General features: G+C 72.5%; 19 protein-coding genes and 1 pseudogene. 10 read left to right on the forward strand and 10 right to left on the reverse strand.

Annotated elements, in window-relative coordinates; genetic code table 11:
- Positions 1-3: 3 nt before the first annotated feature.
- The 3 genes from ACH4K4_RS21150 to ACH4K4_RS21160 all read right to left on the reverse strand — a co-directional run bounded on the left by ACH4K4_RS21150 (position 4) and on the right by ACH4K4_RS21160 (position 1,970).
- Entirely contained in the window at positions 4-789 is a 786-nt protein-coding gene (locus ACH4K4_RS21150; RefSeq protein WP_398169121.1) for an SDR family NAD(P)-dependent oxidoreductase, read from the reverse strand.
- Positions 786-1,292: a cupin domain-containing protein gene (locus ACH4K4_RS21155; protein WP_398169123.1), complete on the reverse strand. Its 507-nt coding sequence runs from the start codon at positions 1,290-1,292 to the stop codon at positions 786-788. The genes ACH4K4_RS21150 and ACH4K4_RS21155 overlap by 4 nt, the downstream gene beginning before the upstream one ends.
- Before the next feature lie 90 nt (positions 1,293-1,382).
- A complete protein-coding gene (locus ACH4K4_RS21160; protein ID WP_398169125.1) occupies positions 1,383-1,970 on the reverse strand; it encodes a TetR family transcriptional regulator in 588 nt (195 codons plus the stop codon).
- A 98-nt stretch (positions 1,971-2,068) separates the two neighbouring features.
- Here ACH4K4_RS21160 and ACH4K4_RS21165 point away from each other — a divergent pair, with 98 nt between their 5' ends.
- Positions 2,069-3,610 carry an FAD-dependent monooxygenase gene (locus ACH4K4_RS21165; RefSeq protein WP_398169126.1) on the forward strand — a complete coding sequence of 514 codons (1,542 nt, stop codon included), beginning with the start codon at positions 2,069-2,071 and terminating at the stop codon, positions 3,608-3,610.
- 552 nt (positions 3,611-4,162) lie between these two features.
- On the opposite strand, the gene ACH4K4_RS21170 is transcribed toward ACH4K4_RS21165, so the two are convergent.
- Positions 4,163-4,891 (reverse strand): AAA family ATPase, encoded by a 729-nt coding sequence (locus ACH4K4_RS21170; RefSeq protein ID WP_398169128.1) that lies wholly within the window; start codon positions 4,889-4,891, stop codon positions 4,163-4,165.
- Between the two features lie 85 nt (positions 4,892-4,976).
- Between ACH4K4_RS21170 and ACH4K4_RS21175 the strand changes: the two genes are divergently transcribed.
- A complete protein-coding gene (locus ACH4K4_RS21175; protein ID WP_398169130.1) occupies positions 4,977-5,312 on the forward strand; it encodes a YnfA family protein in 336 nt (111 codons plus the stop codon).
- 63 nt (positions 5,313-5,375) lie between these two features.
- The gene (locus tag ACH4K4_RS21180; RefSeq protein ID WP_398169132.1) at positions 5,376-6,143 is read left to right on the forward strand and encodes an SDR family NAD(P)-dependent oxidoreductase; all 768 of its coding nucleotides are present in this window, start codon (positions 5,376-5,378) and stop codon (positions 6,141-6,143) included.
- Between the two features lie 53 nt (positions 6,144-6,196).
- Here the strand turns inward: ACH4K4_RS21180 and ACH4K4_RS21185 are convergent, their stop codons facing one another.
- Positions 6,197-6,595: a VOC family protein gene (locus tag ACH4K4_RS21185; RefSeq protein WP_398169134.1), complete on the reverse strand. Its 399-nt coding sequence runs from the start codon at positions 6,593-6,595 to the stop codon at positions 6,197-6,199.
- Between the two features lie 91 nt (positions 6,596-6,686).
- Here ACH4K4_RS21185 and ACH4K4_RS21190 point away from each other — a divergent pair, with 91 nt between their 5' ends.
- The 3 genes from ACH4K4_RS21190 (at position 6,687) to ACH4K4_RS21200 (ending at position 8,767) form a co-directional block, all read left to right on the forward strand.
- Entirely contained in the window at positions 6,687-7,679 is a 993-nt protein-coding gene (locus ACH4K4_RS21190; RefSeq protein WP_398169136.1) for a helix-turn-helix transcriptional regulator, read from the forward strand.
- Between the two features lie 264 nt (positions 7,680-7,943).
- Entirely contained in the window at positions 7,944-8,336 is a 393-nt protein-coding gene (locus tag ACH4K4_RS21195) for an RNHCP domain-containing protein (protein ID WP_398169137.1), read from the forward strand.
- Positions 8,337-8,350: 14 nt separating this feature from the next.
- Entirely contained in the window at positions 8,351-8,767 is a 417-nt protein-coding gene (locus ACH4K4_RS21200; protein WP_398169139.1) for an RNHCP domain-containing protein, read from the forward strand.
- Positions 8,768-8,828: 61 nt separating this feature from the next.
- Here the strand turns inward: ACH4K4_RS21200 and ACH4K4_RS21205 are convergent, their stop codons facing one another.
- Positions 8,829-10,022, reverse strand: coding sequence for an RtcB family protein (locus ACH4K4_RS21205; RefSeq protein ID WP_398169140.1), 1,194 nt, complete (start codon positions 10,020-10,022; stop codon positions 8,829-8,831).
- A 162-nt stretch (positions 10,023-10,184) separates the two neighbouring features.
- Here ACH4K4_RS21205 and ACH4K4_RS21210 point away from each other — a divergent pair, with 162 nt between their 5' ends.
- The 3 genes and pseudogenes from ACH4K4_RS21210 to ACH4K4_RS21220 all read left to right on the forward strand — a co-directional run.
- Positions 10,185-11,066: a hypothetical protein gene (locus ACH4K4_RS21210; protein WP_398169142.1), complete on the forward strand. Its 882-nt coding sequence runs from the start codon at positions 10,185-10,187 to the stop codon at positions 11,064-11,066.
- 177 nt (positions 11,067-11,243) lie between these two features.
- Complete coding sequence (locus tag ACH4K4_RS21215; protein ID WP_398169143.1) at positions 11,244-11,969, forward strand: DUF3558 family protein; 726 nt, start codon at positions 11,244-11,246, stop codon at positions 11,967-11,969.
- Between the two features lie 54 nt (positions 11,970-12,023).
- Positions 12,024-12,848, forward strand: a pseudogene (locus ACH4K4_RS21220) (DUF2637 domain-containing protein); the annotation flags it as partial.
- Between the two features lie 21 nt (positions 12,849-12,869).
- On the opposite strand, the gene ACH4K4_RS21225 reads toward ACH4K4_RS21220, so the two are convergent.
- The 4 genes from ACH4K4_RS21225 to lysS all read right to left on the reverse strand — a co-directional run bounded on the left by ACH4K4_RS21225 (position 12,870) and on the right by lysS (position 18,125).
- On the reverse strand, positions 12,870-15,218 hold the full coding sequence (locus tag ACH4K4_RS21225) for a glycoside hydrolase family 65 protein (protein WP_398169145.1): 2,349 nt from the start codon (positions 15,216-15,218) through the stop codon (positions 12,870-12,872).
- Complete coding sequence (locus ACH4K4_RS21230; RefSeq protein ID WP_398169146.1) at positions 15,215-15,976, reverse strand: HAD family hydrolase; 762 nt, start codon at positions 15,974-15,976, stop codon at positions 15,215-15,217. The genes ACH4K4_RS21225 and ACH4K4_RS21230 overlap by 4 nt, the downstream gene beginning before the upstream one ends.
- Before the next feature lie 90 nt (positions 15,977-16,066).
- Positions 16,067-16,279, reverse strand: coding sequence for a hypothetical protein (locus ACH4K4_RS21235; RefSeq protein WP_398169147.1), 213 nt, complete (start codon positions 16,277-16,279; stop codon positions 16,067-16,069).
- Between the two features lie 121 nt (positions 16,280-16,400).
- Positions 16,401-18,125, reverse strand: a complete 1,725-nt coding sequence (gene lysS, locus ACH4K4_RS21240; protein ID WP_398169148.1) for a lysine--tRNA ligase — start codon at positions 18,123-18,125, stop codon at positions 16,401-16,403.
- Positions 18,126-18,281: 156 nt separating this feature from the next.
- Here lysS and argS point away from each other — a divergent pair, with 156 nt between their 5' ends.
- Positions 18,282-20,060, forward strand: a complete 1,779-nt coding sequence (argS, locus tag ACH4K4_RS21245; RefSeq protein WP_398169150.1) for an arginine--tRNA ligase — start codon at positions 18,282-18,284, stop codon at positions 20,058-20,060.
- Positions 20,061-20,070 lie beyond the last annotated feature (10 nt).

Here is a 20,070-nt window from a genome sequence, read left to right on the forward strand (position 1 = left end):
CGTTCACCAGGTGGGCCGGGCCGACACCCCGCCGTCCACCACCAGGTCCTGGCCCGTCACCCAGGAGGCCATGGGCGAGGCGAGGAAGACGCACGCGTCGCCGATGTCCTCGGGGCGGCCGAGCCGTCCGGCCGGGGCGGCCCTGCGGTAGCGGCGCACGCCGTCGGGCCACGCCTCCGCCAGCCCTTCGCGGTCGACCAGTCCGGGCGAGACGCTGTTGACGCGGATGCCGTCGGGTCCGTACTCCAGCGCCGCCGAGCGGGCGTGCATCACGACGGCCGCCTTGGAAGCGCAGTAGTGCGCGTGGTCCTCGGCGGGCTGGTGTGCCTGGATGGAGGCGATGTGGGTGACCGACCCGCCGCCGCGCTCCCGCATCACCGCGGCGGCGGCCTGCGTACAGGCGAAGGTGCTCAGGACGTTGGTGTCGTTGACCGCCCGCCAGTCGGCGACGGTCATGGACGCCAGGTCCTGGTCGGGCTGCACGCCCGCGCAGTTGACCAGGGCGGTGAGCCGGCCGCGCCAGTCCGCCGCCGTACGAACCAGCCGGTGGCACTCCTCCTCGGCCGACAGGTCGGCGCTCACCGCCAGCGCGCCGCCTCCCTGTTCCTCGATGCGCGCGACGAGCGCGTGGGCGGCGGCGGCGTTCGTACGGTAGTGGACGACGACGGCGGCGCCCGCGGCGGCGAAGCGCAGCGCGATGCCGGTGCCGAGGCAGCCGCCCGCACCGGTCACCAGGGCCACCTGGCCGGCGAGGGACGGCAGCTCGGGGCCGCCGGCGGGCGCGCTCACGGGCGGCTCAGCGCGGTGATCCGCGCCGCCTCCCGGGGGTAGCGCGCGGCCAGCGCGGCGGCGTCCCCGTGCTCGTACCCGTCGAAGGTGAAGCCCGGCGCCATGGTGCAGCCGAACAGCGACCAGGCACCGCCGTCGGCGACTTCGGCGGCCATCCACGTACCGGCGGGCACCGTGAACTGGATGTGCTGGCCGTCCAGGACGTCCGGGCCGAGGACGACCGTGCGAGAGCCGCCGTCCGGTTCCAGGAGGAGGAGCGTGAGCGGGTCGCCGAGGTAGAAGTGCCAGACCTCGTCGGTGGGCAGGCGGTGCAGCGCGCTGTAGTCGCCGGGCTCGGCGGTGAGCAGTACGACGATCGCGGAGCCTTCAGGCCGTCCGTCGGCGCGCTCGGGGCCCGCCCAGGTCCGCCGGTAGCGCCCGCCTTCCCTGGGCAGCGGTTCCAGCCCGTACAGCTCGACGAGCGCCTGGGGTGAGGGCGGCGTCACGGAAGTGTGCCGGGGCATGGGTCTCCTTCCCGTTCCATCGCTGGTACGGCCCTCACCGTAGGCACGGTGGGGCGGCCGCGTCCGGGAGATCGCCCAGGTGCCTCGCCGTTACGGGTGGTCGGCGGTCAGGTAGCGCTGGACGGTGGGGGCCAGCCAGGCGACGACCTCTTCGCGGGGGAGGCTGACGGCGGGCGGCAGGAACAGGATGTAGCGCAGCAGGCCCATGCCGACCAACTGGGAGCCGATCAGTGCCGCGCGGGACGCGGTCTCTTCCGGGACCGGGCAGACCGCGGCGAGCGCCGGTTTGATCTGCTCGGCGAAGACGCCGCGCAGCCGCTCGGCGCCGGCTTCGTTGGTGACGGCGACGCGCACCATCCCGGTCAGCACCTCGTCGCGCTCCCAGCGGTCGAGGAAGTGCCGTACGAGCTGCTCGCCGAGCTGTTCGCGCGGCACGGCCGTCAGGTCCGGCAGCCGCAGGTCGATCTCGGAGGCGGCCGCGAACAGGCCCGCCTTGTTGCCGTAGTAGCGCATGACCATCGACGGGTCGATGCCCGCGTCGCGGGCGATGGCGCGGATGGTGGCGCGCTCGTAGCCGTCGGCGGCGAAGCGGTCGCGGGCGGCGCCGAGGATCGCGGCGCGGGTGGCGTCGGAGCGGCGGGGGCGGTCCTGCGGCTCGGAGGGGACGGTATCGGCCATGCCCACGACTGTAGGCCAACACCCGTTGACTCGCCAGGACGCCGGGCCTATCGTTGCCAACAAGCGTTGACCAACGTGCGTTGGCATTGGAGGCGGCCATGACCCGCAAGCCCGGCACCACTCACGACCAGGACTCCCCGCACACCGGCGCGAGCACCGACGTCATCGTCGTCGGCGCCGGCCCCACCGGACTGCTGCTCGCCGGCGACCTCGCCGTCGCCGGCCTGCGCGTCACACTGCTGGAGCGCCGCGCCCCCGGGATCAGCAACCTCACCCGGGCGATGGCCGTGCACGCCCGCAGCCTCGAACAGCTCGACGCCCGCGGCCTCGCCGACGAACTCGTCGCGACCGGCCACCCGCTGGCGAGCCTCCGGCTCTTCGCCGCCGCCGACATGAAGCCCGCCCGGCTGCCTTCCCGCTTCCCGTTCGTGCTGATCACCCCGCAGTACGAGGTCGAAGCGCTGCTGGAGCGGCGCGCGCAGAAGGCCGGCGTCACCTTCCGCTACGGAGCCCGCGTGACCGGCCTGGACCAGGACGCCGACGGCGTCGACGTCCACGTACAGGAGGAGGACGGGGCCGCCACGACGTACCGCGCGGCCTACCTCGTCGGCACGGACGGCGTGCGCAGCACCGTCCGCCAGGCCCTCGGCCTGCCCTTCCCCGGCCGGACCGTGGTGGACTCCGTCGTGCTCGCCGACGTACGGCTCGCCGAGCGGCCCGCCGTCCCGCTCGTCGCCAACGCCACCGACGACGCCTTCGCGCTCGTCAGCAACTTCGGCGACGGCTGGTACCGCGTCATCGGCTGGGACCAGCGCCGCCGGGTCCCCGAGGACACCCCCGTCGAGCCCGACGAGATCCGCGAGTACATGCGCCTCGCGCTCGGCAGCGACTACGGCCTGGGCGACGTCCGCTGGACGTCCCGCTTCCACAGCGACGAGCGCCAGGTCCCCCGGTACCGCGTCGGCCGCGCCTTCCTCGCCGGCGACGCCGCGCACGTCCACTCCCCGGCCGGCGGCCAGGGCATGAACACCGGGCTCCAGGACGCCGCCAACCTCGGCTGGAAGCTGGCCGCGGTGGTGCGCGGCGACGCGGACGACAGCCTGCTGGACAGCTACCACGCCGAACGCCACCCGGTCGGCAAGATGGTGCTGCGCAGCAGCGGTGCCGTCATCCGGCTGGCGCAGCTGCGCAGCAGGCCGCAGCGGGCGCTGCGCGCGACGCTCGCCCGGCTGCTGAACTCGGTGCCGCCGCTCGCGGACCGGGCGATGATGATGATCAGCGGCGTGGGCATCGCGTACGAGGCCGGGCGCGGCGCCCACCCGCTCGCGGGCAAGCGCGCTCCCGACCTCCGGCTGGCCGGCGGCACCCGCCTCCACGAGGCACTGCGCGGCGGCGGGTTCGTGCTCGTCACACCGGCGGACGAGGCTGCCGCGGCGGGCACGGACGGCACCGGTCCGCGGCTCGTACGGGCCGCGTGGGACAGCGACCGGCGGACCGCGCTCCTCGTGCGGCCCGACGGTTACATCGCCTGGGCCACCGACGCGGCCGACCCGGACGTACGCGCCGAGGCCCTGCGCGGCGCGCTCGCCCGCTGGACGGGGGCAGGCGGCACCACCGGCCGGAGCGCCGTCCCGGCGTGAACACCGCGCGGGTGCGCTCCCGGTGCGGCCCGCGCGGGCCCGTCCCCCGGCCATGAACGGGGGACGGGCCCACGCCGTCCTGTGCACCCGGCCGTCCCCGGGCCGGGCGGACGGACGCTTGCCGGGCCTGGCGGCGAAACCGGATCCCGCAGCTGCCCGGTTACCGCCGCCCGCCACCGAAGAATGTGCGGCCGCCGCGCGGTGCCCGGCGAATCCGCCCGCGAATTCGCCGGGCGCACCGGGTACTTCGCGTACGCCGGAAGTGCCGCGGGGAATTCGAGGTGGTCCACCGGTTGTGTACCGATCAACGGAAAACCGCGCGTTTACCGCGCCGCCCGCACCCGCCGATCGGCCTGTCGCCCCCGGTTAAAAGGGGAATCTAGGGACTCACCTACGCCATGACAAGGGGGCCCGCCTGGGCATGTGACGCACCGTACGATTTTTGGCCAGTGGTTCGCCGTTCATTCGGCCGGGGCCGTTTGTGCGCCTGCCTTTCCCGTCAATCCCCGCTTTCGGACAACCGCACCGGACGTATACGGCGCCGCCCGCCGGTCAGCCGATGACGTGCCGCAAATAGGCCCGCGGGTCGGTGAGATAGCGGCGCCAGTGGTCGACGAGGGCCAGCTCGTCCCAGGCCACCGAGCGCATGCCGTGCTCACCGACCTCGATTATCTCCGCGCCGGGCAGCGCCGTGAGCAGCGGCGAGTGGGTGGCACAGACGATCTGGGCGCCGGTACGGCTCAGCTCGTGCATCAGCCCGGCCAGTTCGAGGCACGAGGAGAAGGACAGGGCGGCCTCGGGCTCGTCCATCACGTACAGCCCCGGCTGGTGGAACCGCTCCCGGAACGCCATCAGAAAGCCCTCGCCGTGGCTCATCTCCTCCGGCACGCCCGACAGGCCCGCCCTGCCCAGCGCGTCGAACGCGGTCTCGGCCCGCAGGAAGAACCCGCGCCGGCGGGTGCGCGGCCCGCGCAGCATCCGGCGGCCCGCCATCGTCGGGTCGAAGCGGATGGCGCTGCCGAGCACGGAGGGCGCGCGCGAACTCGCGTACTTGTAACCGGCCGCGCCGCCGTACGAATCGAGGCCGAAGCCCTCCGCCAGGGCTTCGGCCAGCGTCGACTTGCCGGAGCCGTTCTCCCCCACGAGAAAGGTGACCGGTGCGCCGAATTTCAGCCCGTCCGCGACCAACCGACGCACACAGGGAACCGTCCAGGGCCAGCTCTCCCCGGCCTCCGCCGCCTCTTCGGCGGGGAAATCCACGTATGCGCGTTCGATGAGCATGTCTCGAAGCTCTCACACGGCACTGACAATGCCCCCGGACCGCCACACCCGGCCCGCCCGCCGCATCCGTCCCTACGCTGGTCACATGCTCACCGTCCGCTCCGCCGCCCTCTTCCTCCTCGCCGCCCTGTTCGAGATCGGCGGCGCCTGGCTCGTCTGGCAGGGCGTGCGCGAGCACCGCGGCTGGGTGTGGATCGGCGCCGGGGTGCTCGCCCTCGGCGTGTACGGGTTCGTCGCCACGCTCCAGCCCGACGCCGACTTCGGCCGCATCCTCGCCGCGTACGGCGGCGTCTTCGTCGCGGGCTCGCTGGCCTGGGGCATGGTCGCGGACGGCTACCGCCCGGACCGCTGGGACGTGCTGGGCGCGCTGGTCTGCCTCGCCGGCATGGCCGTGATCATGTACGCGCCCCGGGGCCGCTGACCCGCATATCCTGCGTACACGTACCACCGAGCCCGAAGCCCGCCGCGCCCGAGGAGCCGCTTCATGACCGCCGTACCCGCCGCCCGTACCGCCGTCGTCACCGGAGCGAGCAGCGGCATCGGCGCCGCGACCGCCCGCCGGCTGGCCGCCGAGGGCTACCGCGTGGTGCTCGCGGCCCGCCGCAAGGACCGCATAGCGGCACTGGCCGCCGAACTGCCCGACGCCGAGGCCTACCCCCTCGACGTCACCGACCGCACGGCCGTCGACGCCTTCGCCGCCCACCTCCGAGAGCGCCACGACTGCGTGGACGTCCTGGTCAACAACGCGGGCGGCGCTCTCGGCGCCGACCCCGTCGCCACCGGCGACCCGGCCGACTGGCGCACGATGTACGAGGTCAACGTCCTCGGCGTCCTCAACGTCACCCAGGCCCTGCTGCCCGCCCTGACCGCCTCGGGCGACGGCACGGTCGTGGTCGTCTCCTCGACCGCGGGCCACGGCACCTACGAGGGCGGCGGCGGCTACGTCGCCGCCAAGCACGGCGCGCACGTCATCGCCGAGACGCTCCGGCTGGAACTGTGCGGCGAGCCCGTCCGCGTCATCGAGATCGCGCCCGGCATGGTCAGGACGGACGAGTTCGCCACCACCCGCTTCCGCGGCGACACCGCCAAGGCGGCCAAGGTGTACGAGGGCGTCGCCGAGCCGCTCACCGCCGACGACGTCGCCGACACCATCGGCTGGGCCGTCACCCGCCCGGCCCACGTCAACGTCGACCTCCTCGTCGTCCGCCCCCGCGCCCAGGCGTCCAACACCAAGGTGCACCGGGCCTCCTGAGGCCGCGGCGGGGCCGGTCCGCCGCGGCCGGGACCGCCGGCGCGCGGACCGTGTCAGCGCGCGAACTTCCCGACGGCGGCCGCGGTGACCGGGGTGAAGAAGTTGACGAGGTTGCCGTCGGGGTCGCGGAACAGGAGCGCGCGGTTGCCCCAGGGCATCGTGGTGGGCTCGTTGACGAAGTCCGTGACGAAGCCGGTCAGGTTCCGGTACACGCCGTCGACGTCGTCCACGAGGAATTCCAGGACGACGCTGCGGTTGTCGGCCGGGCGGGCGGAGCCGGGCGCGAACAGCGGGACGGTACGGGTGCTGCCGATCGCGAGGGTGGCCGAGGCGGTCCGCAGCTCGGCGAAGTCCTCGGTGGACCAGCTCGCCCGCACTCCGGTGGCGCGCTCGTAGAAGCCGACGAGGCGGGCGACGTCCTCGGTGATGACGCGGATCGAGACGAAGTTCACGGGTTTTCTCCTGGTCGGTCGGGGCTGCCGGCCAGACGCTACGAGCAATACCGGACAGAACCCGCCCGGTATCAGCGGGAGACTTGCTCCCATGACCCGACCCCTCGCGCGCGTCCTCACCCTGCTGGAGCTCCTCCAGGTGGGAGACGTCAGGACCGTGGCCGAACTCGCCGGCCGGCTCGGCGTCGACGAGCGCACGGTGCGCCGGTACGCCGGCCACCTCGTCGACCTCGACGTGCCCGTGGAGTCGGTACGCGGCCGCTACGGCGGCTACCGGCTCGCCCCCGGCTACCGCATGCCCCCGCTCATGCTGGGCGACGACGAGGCGCTGGCCGTGCTGCTCGGCCTGGTCGCGGGGCGGCGGACCGGCCTGACGACGGCCGCGGGCACGGCGGGCGAGACGGCGACCGCCAAGATCCGGCGGGTGCTGCCGGCCCGGCTCGGCCGCCGGCTCGACGCCGTACTCGGCTCCCTCGCCTTCACGGCACCGTCCGGCGAAGCGGCCGCCCCGCAGGCCGCGGTCCTGCTCCCGATCGCCGACGCGGTGCGCCACCACCGGCCGGTCTCGGTCCGGTACACCGCCGCCGACGGGCGGCGCAGCGAACGCACGCTGCACCCGTACGGGCTCGTCGCCCACTCGGGCAGGTGGTACGTGACGGGGGCGGACCCCGCGATCGGCGAGGACCGGACTTTCCGGCTGGACCGCATCACCGACGCGCGGCCCCTGCCCGGCTCGTTCGCGCCGCCCGAGGGCCCCGGCCCGGCGGAACGCGTCCTGACCGGCCTCGCCACCGCCCCGTACCGGCACGAGGTGACACTGCGCGTCCAGGGGACGGCCGAGCGGATCCGCTCCCGGCTGCCCGCGGGACTCGCCGTCGTGACGGAGCCACCGGCCGCCGGCGGCACGGACGCGGACTCCGGGCACTGGTGCCGCGTCGAGCTGCGCGCCGAACGGCTCGACTGGCTGCCCGCCGTGCTCGCGTCACTGGACCTGCCGTTCGCCGTCGAGCGGCCCGACGAGCTCCGCGGCCTCGTGGCCGGGTTCGCCGAACGGCTCCTGCGGTCGGCCCGGCGGGAGCCGTAGGAGCCCGCGGCCCCGAATAATCGTTGGCGCACCGCCGGCGCCCGCCCGTACCGTGCTGTACGCCATCGCACGTGAACCTCTCGGGCCCCGCCCTGGAAAGCAGTGATTATGCCCCGGCCGGCGCTGAGCGCGCCTCACCACCGCGCGGACGAACCCCGCCGCTGAACCTCCCTTTCACCGGACGCCGTCCGCTGCCTGTACGACCGAGGCCGCTCGGCCTGCTCCCGCTGCCATCCATCACGCTTTCCGGCAAGGAGTCCCCGAGTGCTGTCCAACAGCTCCAGCAGTTCCCACGATTCCAGCAGTTCCAGCCCGCTCCCCCGCACCGACACCTTCACCTGCGTCCGGTGCGGTCTGACCGTCACCACGCTCGCCCCCGACGGCAGCCGCCGCAACCACTGCCCCAGCTGCCTGCACTCCCGGCACGTGTGGGACGCGGTCGAGCACGCCCCTTCCGCGTGCCGGTCGCGGATGTCGCCCATCGCCATCGCGGTGCTCCGCACCAACGACTGGATGGTCGTCCACCGGTGCACCCGCTGCGACGAGCTGACCTCCAACCCCGTCTCACCCGACGACAACCAGCTGATCCTGATGCGGATGGCGGTCCGGCCGCTGGCCCAGCCGCCATTCCCGCTCGAAGCGTTCGGCGACCTGTAGGTCGGGGGGACGACATGCCACGACGCAGCAACCCCGGCCGACGGCGCCGCGCCCAGCGGCCCAAGGACGTCCTGCACGGCCCCGGCGGCGCGCCCGGAGACGCGTTCCGCTGCCTGGGCTGCCGCCTGGAAGTGCCCCTGGCCGCACCGGGCACCGCCCACCGCAACCACTGCCCGCACTGCCTGGCCAGCCGCCACGTGGACCGCCGCGTCCCGGGCGACCGGGCGGCGGACTGCGGCGGCCGGATGCGGGCACTGTGCCTGACCACCCGCCAGAACGGCGAATGGCTGCTGGTCCACCAGTGCCTGGCCTGCGGTGAGCTGAGCACCAACCGCACCGCGGGCGACGACAACGCGCTGGCCCTCGTACGCCTGGCCGTCCGCCCCCTGGCGGACACCAGCAGGCCCGTACGGGCACTGATCACCCTGTGAGGCGCCAGGGCCCCGGGCCGGTTCCCACCGGTCCGGGGCCCTGGCCCGAAAGTGCGCGCGGTCAGCCCTTCACGCACACCACCTGCTTGAGCTTGGCCACCACCGACACCAGGTCCCGCTGCTGGTCGATGACCTTCTCGATGGGCTTGTACGCGCCCGGGATCTCGTCCACCACGCCGGAGTCCTTGCGGCACTCCACGCCCCGGGTCTGCTCCTCCAGGTCGCGCGTGGAGAAGCGCTTCTTCGCGGCGTTGCGGCTCATCTTCCGGCCGGCGCCGTGCGAGGCCGAGTTGAAGGACGCGGCGTTGCCGAGGCCCTTGACGATGTACGAGCCGGTGCCCATCGAGCCCGGGATGATGCCGTAGTCACCGCTGCCGGCGCGGATGGCGCCCTTGCGCGTCACGAGCAGGTCCAGGCCGTCGTACCGCTCCTCCGCCACGTAGTTGTGGTGGCAGGAGATCACCGGCTCGAACACCGGCTTGGCCTTCTTGAACTCCTTGCGGACGACGTCCTGGAAGAGGGCCATCATGATCGCGCGGTTGTACTTGGCGTACTCCTGGGCCCAGAAGAGGTCGTTGCGGTACGCCGCCATCTGCGGGGTGTCCGCGACGAAGACGGCGAGGTCCCGGTCGACCAGCCCCTGGTTGTGCGGCAGCTTCTGCGCCTGGCCGATGTGGAAGTCGGCCAGCTCCTTGCCGATGTTGCGGGAGCCGGAGTGCAGCATCAGCCAGACCGAGCCGGCCTCGTCGAGGCAGAACTCGATGAAGTGGTTGCCGCCGCCGAGCGAGCCCATCTGCTTCACGGCCCGGTCCTGCCGGAACCTGACCGCTTCCGCGACGCCGTCGAAGCGGGTCCAGAAGTCGTCCCAGCCGCTCGTCGGCAGGCCGTGCAGCCGGCCCGGGTCCACCGGGTCGTCGTGCATCGCCCGCCCGACCGGGATGGCCTCCTCGATCTTGGAACGGAGCCTGGACAGGTCGCCGGGGAGGTCGTTCGCGGTGAGCGAGGTCTTCACGGCGCTCATCCCGCAGCCGATGTCGACACCGACGGCGGCCGGGCAGACCGCCCCGTGCATGGCGATCACCGAGCCGACCGTCGCGCCCTTGCCGTAGTGCACGTCCGGCATCACGGCCAGGCCCTTGATCCATGGCAGGGTGGCGACGTTGCGCAGCTGCTGCATGGCCGCGCCCTCGACCGTGGACGGGTCCGCCCACATCCGGATCGGAACCTTGGCCCCGGGCACCTCGGTATACGACATGACTTCCCCATTCCCCCGAAAATCCGTAAAAAGCAAAAGCCGGACAAGCGACCTGATCAAGGACAGGGAACCGGCGTGTGCGGCAGAACGTGCGGTAGACATTGTGTTCATCTGCCGTCAGGCCGCAGCAACCAGATTTCCCCACGGAAGGAGCCGGGTACGGTGCAGCGAAGGTCGTTCGTACCGGGGGCCGCGCTGGTGACCGCGGCCACGCTCGCCGCCGCCCTCACCGCCTGCACCGGGGGCTCCGGATCCGGCCGCACCGCCGACGACACCAAGAGCGGCGACTCGGCCGCCACGACGCAGTCCGCCGAGCCCGGCAAATACAAGACGCTCCCCGAGCCCTGCGGCCTCCCCGCCAAGAACACCCTGCGCAAGATGCTCCCGCCCAGCGGCACGGAGCAGCCCCAGGACGCGGAGAAGGTCTACGCGGGCACCGCCGACATCACGTACGACACGGACCGGCGCGTCGGCTGCCGCTGGAAGCGCGAGGCCCCCGAAGGCACCCGCCACCTCAGCCTCGACTTCGAGCGGGTGGTCTCCTACGATCCCGCCGTCAGCGACGACGACAAGGCGCAGAGCGTCTACGCCAAGAAGGAGCTGGCCGCCAAGCTGCCCGCGGGACCCGGCACCTCGTCCCCGCCGCCGTCCGCCAAGAAGCCCGACGACGCCGGCTCCGGCGCGGCGGACGACAAAGAGGGCGGCAAGGGCACGGACGGCGGCAAGGCCTCCCCCGCCCCCTCGGGCTCCCCCGCCTCGCCCACAGGCTCGCCGAGCGACGACCAGAGCGCCACGCCCGGCGCCGGCACCGCCCCGCGCGTCCTGGACGGCCTCGGCGACGCCGCCTTCCTCAACGACAAGCTGATCACCGCCGACAGCGGAGTACACCGGGACGTCACGGTCGTCTTCCGCTCCTCGAACGTGATCGTGACCATCACGTACGACCAGTGGTCGACCGACAAGGCGGCGCTGCCGGACAGCAAGGACCTCCAGGACAAGGCCCAGGCGCTGGCCCGGGAGCTGACCGACCACTTCAACGAATAGTCCGGTTTGTCCGGCGAGTAACGTCACGAATCGCCCTCCGCCCGTCCTCCGCCGCGTACCGTGAGCCCCCGAGCCCCGCGCGTGGCAACGCCGCCGCGCGCCCCGAAGGACGTACCGCACGCGGTACCCGACGGCGTCCTACCGACGCGCCGAACGACGACGAACAGCGAAGGAACCATGCACCGTTCAGCCAAGCGCCTCGCCAGCCTCCTCGCCTGCGCAGCCGTACCGGTGATGCTCGTCGCCGGCTGCTCCTCCGACGACTCCGGCAAGAAGGACCAGGGCGGCGCCCCGAAGTCCGCCTCGCCCGGCAAGAGCGCCGGCAGCGGCAGCGCCTCGCCCAGCGTCACGCCCGCCAAGATGAAGAAGCTGCCCAACCCCTGCCAGGCCCTGTCCAAGGAGACGGTCAAGAAGCTGGCGCCCAAACCGAAGAACGAGAACGGCGAGCAGGGCAAGTCCACCGACGCCATGGCCCGCGGCTACTGCGCCTGGAACAGCTCCGAGGACAAGGGCGTGGACGGCACCCAGTACCGCTGGCTGGACGTCGGCTTCCAGCGCTACGACTCCGACCCGACCGTGGGCACCGGCGAGAAGCGCGCCACCGACTTCTACAAGAAGCAGATCGACACGGCCAAGGCCACCCAGGGCGCCGAGAACGTCAAGACCGGCACGGTCGACGGCAACGGCGACGCGTCGGCGTGGATCACCTATGACCTGAAGAAGGAAGACAACGTCTTCAAGAACCAGGTGGTGATCGCCCGCACCGCCAACGTCGTGGTCACGGTCAACTACAACGGCGCCGGCCTGGCCGGCGCCGACGCCCCCGACCCCAGCGACCTGCTGGAGGGCGCCGAAACCGCCGCCAAGGAAGCCGTCGCCGCGGTCGGCAAGGCCAACCAGTAACCGCCACCCGGCCCTCCCCGGCCCCGGCTTGACGGCGCGGCCGCCTGGCCCGACCCGCTCGGCGTCGGTATGCACGCGGTGATCCCGGTGCTCTTCGTGGTCGCCGTCGAGGCCGCCCGGCACGCCGTCGGCCGGCTCGCCGACCTCACCGCCGACAAGCACATGGAGGGCGTCCGGCTCGCCCGCTGGCTGCTGGCGTTCCCCTCCACGTTCCGGCTGTGGCGCCGGATGAAGCTGTGGGAGCTGCGGTCGTACGACGAGGTGATCAAGCTGGAGCGGGACCGGCTGGTCTACCGGACGCGGCTGCGGGCCCGGTACGGGCGGGCGTGGCGGCGGCGGGCGCCGGTCGAGGCGCTGCTGCCGCTGCGGCTGGCGCGGTACGGGGTGCCGCTGTCCCAGACGGACGCGGCGGGCCTGGCGGCGGCAGGGATCGAGGCGGCGCCGGTGGTGGCGGCGGGGCGGCCCGCCCCCGACCGCCCGCCGGTCCCCGAGGAAGCCGCCGCCGAACACCCCGCGGACAACGCCCGGTTGACCGTGCCCGTCGCTCCCGGCCGCAAGCGGCCGCTCGGGGGCACGGCCGGGCCGCTGCCCATCCCGGAGCCGCGCACCGCCCCGGCCCCGGCCGCCCCGGAGCCCGCCCCCGCCGGGCTCCCCGACGACGTGCCGCGCGACGAGGCATACTACGCCGCCTTCCGCGCGTACGTCGCCGAGAAGAACGACTTCCCCGACGCCCGGCAGTTCGGCCGGTACCTCCTGGAGGCGTACGGCGTCACCGGGCGCGAGGGCGGGCCCCTCGGCGAGAGCTACCTGCGGACCTTCGTGCGCGACTTCCGGCAGCGGTTCCGTGAGGACATGGAGACCGCCGAGCACATTCCGTAGCTCCCCGGCGGGCCGGCGCGCTCAGTGGCGCCTTATCGGGCGGCGTCCCGGCGGCTGGGTGGGTTCGGGGCGGGCGGCCGGTTCGGGGATCTCGCGTTTCTGGGGGCTCTCGTCGGAGACGGTGATCGGTTCGTCGTAGTGCCGTATTTCCAGCGGCGCCCCTTCGACCAGCGTGTACGTCACCGTCGGGCCGGTGATCTCCACCCGCAGCCGCCGTCCCAGCACCTGTACCGAGAACGCCAGGCGGCTGAGCTTCTCGGGGAGGCGCGGTGCGAAGGACAGGGCCTGGCCGGTGTGCCGCATGCCGCCGAAGCCGGCGACGAGGGCGACCCACGTGCCGGCGAGCGAGGCGGTGTGCAGCCCGTCGCGGGTGTTGTTCTCCAGGTCCTGGAGGTCCATCAGCGCCGCTTCGCCCAAGTAGTCGTAGGCCAGGCGCAGATGGCCGACCTCGGCGGCCATGACGGCCTGGACGCACGCGGACAGGGAGGAGTCGCGTACGGTCAGCGGCTCGTAGTAGGCGAAGTCGCGCGCCTTCTCGTCCGCGTCGAAGCAGTCGCCGCGCTTGTACAGGGCGAGCACCAGGTCGGCCTGCTTGACGACCTGCTTGCGGTACAGGTCGAAGTAGGGGAAGTGCAGCATCAGCGGGTACTGGTCGGGGCGCGTACCGGCGAAGTCCCAGGTCTGGTGGGTGGTGAAGCCCGCCGACTGCTCGTGCACCCGCAGGTTGCGGTTGTACGGCACGGCCACCGCCTCCGCCGCGTCCCGCCACGACGCGCTCTCCTCGTCGTCGGCGCCCAGCGCCTCGGCCTCCCGGGGGTGGCGTTCGACCACGTCGGCGGCGGCCCGCAGGTTCGCCTGGGCCATGAGGTTGGTGTAAACGTTGTCGTCCGCGACGGCGCTGTACTCGTCGGGCCCGGTGACGCCGTCGATGTGGAACGTGCCGTGGTGGTCGTGGTGGCCCAGCGAGTGCCACAGCCTGGCGGTCTCCACCAGGATCGGTACGGCGGTCTCCCGCTCGAACTCCTCGTCGCCGGTGGCGCGGACGTAGCGTACGACCGCGTCGGCGATGTCGGCGTTCACGTGGAACGCGGCGGTGCCGGCCGGCCAGTACGCCGAGCACTCCGAGCCGTCGATGGTGCGCCAGGGGAACGCCGCGCCCCGCAGGCCGAGTTGGGCTGCCCGTTCGCAGGCGGCGGGCATCGTGTCCTGCCGCCAGCGCAGCGCCTCGGCGACGGCGGCGGGCGAGGTGTACGTGAGCATCGGCAGGACGAACGTCTCGCTGTCCCAGAAGGTGTGGCCGTCGTAACCGGACCCGGTCAGGCCCTTGGCCGGGATGGCGCGCCGCTCGGCCCGCGCGCCTGCCTGGAGGACGTGGAAGAGCGCGAACCGGACGGCCTGCTGGATCTCGGCGTCGCCGTCCACCTCGACGTCCGCGCGGTCCCAGAAGTCGTCCAGGTACGCGCGCTGCTGGTCGACCAGCCCCTGCCAGCCGATGCTGCGGGCCCCGGCGAGCGCCGCGTCCACCTGGTCCCGCAGGGCGGGCAGCGAACGCGCGCCGGACCAGCCGTACGACACCGACTTCTCCAGGCGCAGCCGCTGGCCCTGCTTCAGCAGCGAGGTGACGGTGTAGCGCGCGACGTCGTCACCGCTCTCGCTGTCGGTACGGGTGGCGCCCTCGGGTCCCTCGACGATGTGGTCGGCGGCGGCCGCCACCCGCAGTCCGCTGCGGCGGGTGCGGTGGATCAGCCGCAGGCGCGCGTCCGAGGAGAAGTGTTCCTCCGGCTCCAGCGGGTTGTGCAGCGCCGAGGAGACCCGCGGGTCGCCGCCGGCCTCGGGCAGCTGCTCGTTGGTGACGAGTTCGGACTGCACCACGACGCGGACCTCGGAGTCCAGAGGCTCCACCTCGTAGGCGACGGCGGCGACGGCCCGCTGTGTGAAGGAGACCAGGCGGGTGGAGGTCACCCGTACGGTGCAGCCGGCCGGCGAGGTCCAGTCGCAGGTGCGGCGCAGCAGCCCGGCGCGCAGGTCCAGCACCCGCTCGTGGCAGCGCAGCCGCCCGTAGCGCAGGTCGAACGGTTCGTCGTTGACCAGCAGCCGGATCAGCTTGCCGTTGGTGACGTTGATGACGGTCTGCCCGGACTCGGGGTAGCCGTAGCCGGCCTCGGCGTACGGCAGCGGGCGCAGCTCGTGGACGCCGTTGAGGTACGTGCCGGGCAGGCCGTGCGGCTCGCCCTCGTCCAGGTTGCCGCGCCAGCCGATGTGCCCGTTGGACAGGGCGAAGACGGACTCGCTCTGCGGCAGCACGTCCAGGTTCAGGTCGGTCTCGCGCAGCAACCAGGGGTCGCAGGCGTACGAGGAGTGGGTGATCATGCTGTGCCGTCCCCCTTCAGCAGCTCGGCGAGGTCTTCCACGACGACGTCGGCACCGTGCTCGCGCAGCGCCTCGGCCTGGCCGACCCGGTCCACGCCGACGACGTACCCGAAGTGGCCGGCGCGCCCGGCGTCCATGCCCGCGAGGGCGTCCTCGTAGACGACCGCCCGCGCGGCGGTGACGCCCAGTTCCCTGGCCGCCTCCAGGAAGGTGTCCGGGTGCGGTTTGCCCGGCAGCTTGCGCTCGGCGGCCACGATGCCGTCGATCCGTACGTCGAACAGCCGCTCCATGTTCACCGAGGCGAGCACTTCGCGGCAGTTGGCGCTGGAGGAGACGACGGCGGTGGCCAGTCCGCGGTCGCGGACGGCCCGGACGTAGCGGCGGGAGCCTTCGTACGCCTCGGCGCCCTGCTCGCGGAGCTTGTCCAGCAGCAGTTCGTTCTTGCGGTTGCCCAGCCCGTGCACGGTGTCGCGGTCGGGCGGGTCGTCGGGGCCGCCCTCCGGCAGTTCGATGCCGCGGGAGGCGAGGAAGGTGCGGACGCCGTCGGCGCGGGGGCGCCCGTCCACGTACTCGTCGTAGTCGGAAACCGGGTCGAAGGGGGTGAAACCCGGCCCGTCGCGGTGGCGCAGGAAGGCGTCGAAGGCTTCTTTCCAGGCGGCCGTGTGGACGACGGCCGTCTTGGTGAGGACGCCGTCGAGGTCGAACAGGCAGGCGCGGATACCGTCCGGCAGGCCGAGTGAGGTCAGCGAATCCGTCATGGAGGACGAGTCCCCGCCCGATGTTCTTCGTATGTCTGTTCCGGCCGTTTCCCGCCCGGAACGCGGCCGGGCGGCAGGCGCCGCGGGCCGCTACGCTCCCGGGCCCACGCGCTTCCTGCGCTTCTTGTCCGCCTCCTCCCACGCGATGAGGGCCAGACCGGCCGCCGCCATACCGACATACGCGAGCGTCGGCAGGTCGAACCAGTGCGGCAGGATGCCCCAGCCCGTGCTGTCCGTGAAGGTCCGGCCGAGGGCGCCCATGGCCCCCTGGATCAGGACGATGATTCCGATGATTCCTCGCATGGGTCCACCCTCACGCGAGCGGCCCCGGGGATCGTCGTCCCCGGGGCCGAAACCGTCCTGGTCCGAAAGTCGCAGCCGCGCGGTCAGGGCCTCATCCCCGCCCGCGCGCCACGCCGCTCGCTCAGGCTCCGAGCAGCTTGCGCACCCGGTCCGCGCCGACCGCCAGCAGCAGTGTGGGCAGGCGCGGGCCGGTGTCGCGGCCGACGAGCAGGTTGTAGAGCAGCGCGAAGAACGAGCGCTGCGCCACCTTCAGCTCCGGCGTCGGCTTGGCGTCCGGCGTCAGGCCCGCCTGGATCTTCGGTACGCCGTAGACGAGCGTGGTCAGCCCGTCCAGCGACCAGTGCTCGTCCAGCCCGTCCAGCAGCAGCCGCAGCGACTCGCGGCCCTGCTCGTCGAGCGAGCCGAGCAGCTCCGCGTCCGGCTCCTCGCGCACGATCGTGCGCTGCTCGGCCGGGACCTGGGTGTTGATCCAGTACTCGGCCTTGGCCAGCCGGGGCCGGGTCTCCTCCAGGGACGTGACCGGGTCGGCCGGGTCCAGCTCGCCGAGGATGCGCAGCGTCTGCTCGTCGTGCCCGCCGGTGATGTCCGCGACCGAGGCCAGCGTGCGGTACGGGAGCGGGCGCGGGGTGCGGGGCAGCTCGCCGGCGGCCGTGCGCACCGCGCGGGAGTGCGCGGCGGCGTCGGCGGGCAGCACCGAGCCGTCGGCGACCTTGGCCTCCAGCTTGTCCCACTCGTCGTAGAGCCGCTGGATCTCCTGGTCGAAGGCGATCTTGAAGGCCTGGTTGGGCTTGCGGCGCGCGTACAGCCAGCGCAGCAGCGGCGCCTCCATGATCTTCAGCGCGTCGCCCGGGGTCGGCACGCCGCCCTTGGAGGAGGACATCTTGGCCATGCCGCTGATGCCGACGAAGGCGTACATCGGGCCGATGGGCTGCGCGCCGTCGAAGACCTCGCGCACGATCTGGCCGCCGACGACGAACGACGAGCCCGGCGAGGAGTGGTCCACACCGGACGGCTCGAAGATCACGCCTTCGTACGCCCAGCGCATCGGCCAGTCGACCTTCCACACCAGCTTGCCGCGGTCGAACTCGCTGAGCCGGACCGTCTCGCCGAAGCCGCAGGCCGTGCAGGCGTAGGTCAGCTCGGTCGTCTCCTCCACGTAGGAGGAGACGGTCGTCAGGTCCTTCTCGCACTGGCCGCAGTAGGGCTTGTACGGGAAATAACCCGCCGAGCCGCTGCTGCCGTCGTCCTCGGCCGCGGCGCCGGAGCCCTCGGCGGCCTCCAGCTCGGCCTCGTCGACAGGCTTCTGCGACTTCTTCGCGGGGGCCTTCTTGGTGCGGTACTGGCCGAGGATCGCGTCGATCTGCGCGCGGTGCTTCATCGCGTGCAGGATCTGCTCGCGGTAGGCACCGGAGGTGTACTGCTCGGTCTGGCTGATGCCGTCGTACTCCACGCCCAGCTCGGCGAGGGCCTCGACCATGGCGGCCTTGAAGTGCTCGGCCCAGTTCGGGTACGCGGAGCCGGCCGGGGCGGGCACCGAGGTCAGCGGCTTGCCGATGTGCTCGGCCCACGACTCGTCGACGCCCGCGACGCCGGCCGGCACCTTGCGGTACCGGTCGTAGTCGTCCCAGGAGATCAGGTGGCGGACCTCGAAGCCCCGGCGGCGGATCTCGTCCGCGACCAGGTGCGGCGTCATGACCTCACGCAGATTGCCCAGGTGGATGGGGCCGGAAGGGGACAGGCCCGAGGCGCAGACGATCGGTTTGCCGGGGGCGCGGCGCTCCGCCTCGGCAACGACCTCGTCCGCGAACCTGGAGACCCAGTCGGTCTCGGTGCTCTGCTGAGCCACGATCGGCCCTTCCTCTTCTCACCACTCGACAAGCCTGACGGCCCCCATTCTCCCAGACGGAGCCGCGGCGGGATTTTCCCTGTGGAAAACCGATGGAACCGCCGTGGGATACTCGCTGGCAAACCCTTTCCACACCAACGGAACGGCCTTCATTCCATGACTTCGGTCCCTTCCCTCGCAGCCACGGTCAACCAGCGCGTCGCGGACGCCCTCACGGCAGCCCTGCCGGAGGCCGGCGCCGCCGACCCGCTGCTGCGACGAAGCGACCGGGCCGACTTCCAGGCCAACGGCCTGCTCGCGCTGGCCAAGAAGCTCAAGGGCAACCCGCGCGAGCTGGCCGGCCAGGTCGTCGGGCAGCTCCCCGCCGGCGACGTGATCAAGGAGATCGAGGTCTCCGGCCCCGGCTTCCTGAACATCACGGTCAGCGACGAGGCGATCGTCCGTACCCTGGCCGCCCGCGCCGCCGACGACCGCCTCGGCGTCCCGTACGCCGAGAACCCCGGCACCACCGTCATCGACTACGCGCAGCCGAACGTCGCCAAGGAGATGCACGTCGGCCACCTGCGTTCCGCCGTGATCGGCGCCGCGATGGTGGAGATCCTGGAGTTCACCGGCGAGAAGGTGGTCCGCCGCCACCACATCGGCGACTGGGGCACCCAGTTCGGCATGCTCATCCAGTACCTGATCGAGCACCCGCACGAGCTGGACCACAAGAGCGCCGGCGCCTCCGCCGAGGTCTCCGGCGAAGAGGCCATGTCCAACCTCAACCGCCTCTACAAGGCGTCGCGCGCCCTGTTCGACTCCGACGAGGAGTTCAAGGAGCGCGCCCGCCGCCGCGTCGTGGACCTCCAGGCCGGCGACGAGGAGACGCTCGCCCTGTGGCAGCGCTTCGTCGACGAGTCGAAGGTCTACTTCTACTCGGTCTTCAACAAGCTGGACATGGAGATCCGGGACGCGGACGTGGTCGGCGAGTCCGGCTACAACGCCATGCTGGAGGAGACCTGCCGCCTCCTGGAGGAGTCCGGCGTCGCGGTCCGCTCCGACGGCGCGCTCTGCGTCTTCTTCGACGACGTCAAGGGCCCGGACGGCAACCCGACCCCGCTGATCGTCAAGAAGTCCAACGGCGGCTACGGCTACGCGGCCACCGACCTGTCCGCCATCCGCGACCGCGTGCAGGGCCTGGGCGCGAACACCCTCCTGTACGTGGTCGACGCCCGCCAGTCCCTGCACTTCAAGATGGTCTTCGAGACCGCGCGCCGGGCCGGCTGGCTGGGCGACGACGTGCAGCCCGTACAGCTCGCCTTCGGCACCGTCCTGGGCAAGGACGGCAAGCCGTTCAAGACCCGTGAGGGCGAGACGGTGCGGCTGGTGGACCTGCTCGACGAGGCGGTGGAGCGGGCGACCGCGGTCGTGCGGGAAAAGGGCGAGAACATCGGCCTGACCGAGCAGGAGATCACCGAGAACGGCTTCCAGGTCGGTATCGGCGCCGTGAAGTACGCGGACCTGTCCACCTCGGCGTCCCGCGACTACAAGTTCGACCTGGACCAGATGGTCTCGCTCAACGGCGACACCAGCGTGTACATCCAGTACGCGTACGCCCGCATCCAGTCCATCTTCCGGCGCGCCGGTGACGCCGCGGCCAAGGCCCACCCGGAGCTGCCGCTGGCCCCCGCCGAGCGCGCGCTGGGCCTGCACCTGGACCAGTTCGCGGAGACGCTGGAGGAGGCGGCGGCCGGCTACGAGCCGCACAAGCTGGCCGCGTACCTCTACCAGCTCGCCTCTCTCTACACGACCTTCTACGACCAGTGCCCGGTCCTGAAGGCCGAGGACGGCGCCGAGCAGGTCGAGAACCGCCTGTTCCTGTGCGATCTGACGGCCCGCACCCTCCACCGCGGCATGGCGCTGCTGGGCATCCGCACGCCCGAGCGGCTCTGACGCCCGGCTG

This window comes from Streptomyces sp. NPDC017529 (assembly GCF_044329785.1).
Classification (GTDB): Bacteria; Actinomycetota; Actinomycetes; order Streptomycetales; family Streptomycetaceae; genus Streptomyces.

Coding starts and splice junctions, on each gene's coding strand:
- ACH4K4_RS21155 (WP_398169123.1), bottom strand. CDS start 1,292: ATGCCCCGGCACACTTCCGTGACGCCGCCCTCACCCCAGGCGCTCGTC.
- ACH4K4_RS21190 (WP_398169136.1), top strand. CDS start 6,687: ATGACCCGACCCCTCGCGCGCGTCCTCACCCTGCTGGAGCTCCTCCAG.
- ACH4K4_RS21200 (WP_398169139.1), top strand. CDS start 8,351: ATGCCACGACGCAGCAACCCCGGCCGACGGCGCCGCGCCCAGCGGCCC.
- ACH4K4_RS21225 (WP_398169145.1), bottom strand. CDS start 15,218: ATGATCACCCACTCCTCGTACGCCTGCGACCCCTGGTTGCTGCGCGAG.
- ACH4K4_RS21215 (WP_398169143.1), top strand. CDS start 11,244: ATGCACCGTTCAGCCAAGCGCCTCGCCAGCCTCCTCGCCTGCGCAGCC.
- ACH4K4_RS21180 (WP_398169132.1), top strand. CDS start 5,376: ATGACCGCCGTACCCGCCGCCCGTACCGCCGTCGTCACCGGAGCGAGC.
- argS (WP_398169150.1), top strand. CDS start 18,282: ATGACTTCGGTCCCTTCCCTCGCAGCCACGGTCAACCAGCGCGTCGCG.
- ACH4K4_RS21160 (WP_398169125.1), bottom strand. CDS start 1,970: ATGGCCGATACCGTCCCCTCCGAGCCGCAGGACCGCCCCCGCCGCTCC.
- ACH4K4_RS21205 (WP_398169140.1), bottom strand. CDS start 10,022: ATGTCGTATACCGAGGTGCCCGGGGCCAAGGTTCCGATCCGGATGTGG.
- ACH4K4_RS21230 (WP_398169146.1), bottom strand. CDS start 15,976: ATGACGGATTCGCTGACCTCACTCGGCCTGCCGGACGGTATCCGCGCC.
- ACH4K4_RS21170 (WP_398169128.1), bottom strand. CDS start 4,891: ATGCTCATCGAACGCGCATACGTGGATTTCCCCGCCGAAGAGGCGGCG.
- ACH4K4_RS21175 (WP_398169130.1), top strand. CDS start 4,977: ATGCTCACCGTCCGCTCCGCCGCCCTCTTCCTCCTCGCCGCCCTGTTC.
- ACH4K4_RS21235 (WP_398169147.1), bottom strand. CDS start 16,279: ATGCGAGGAATCATCGGAATCATCGTCCTGATCCAGGGGGCCATGGGC.
- ACH4K4_RS21165 (WP_398169126.1), top strand. CDS start 2,069: ATGACCCGCAAGCCCGGCACCACTCACGACCAGGACTCCCCGCACACC.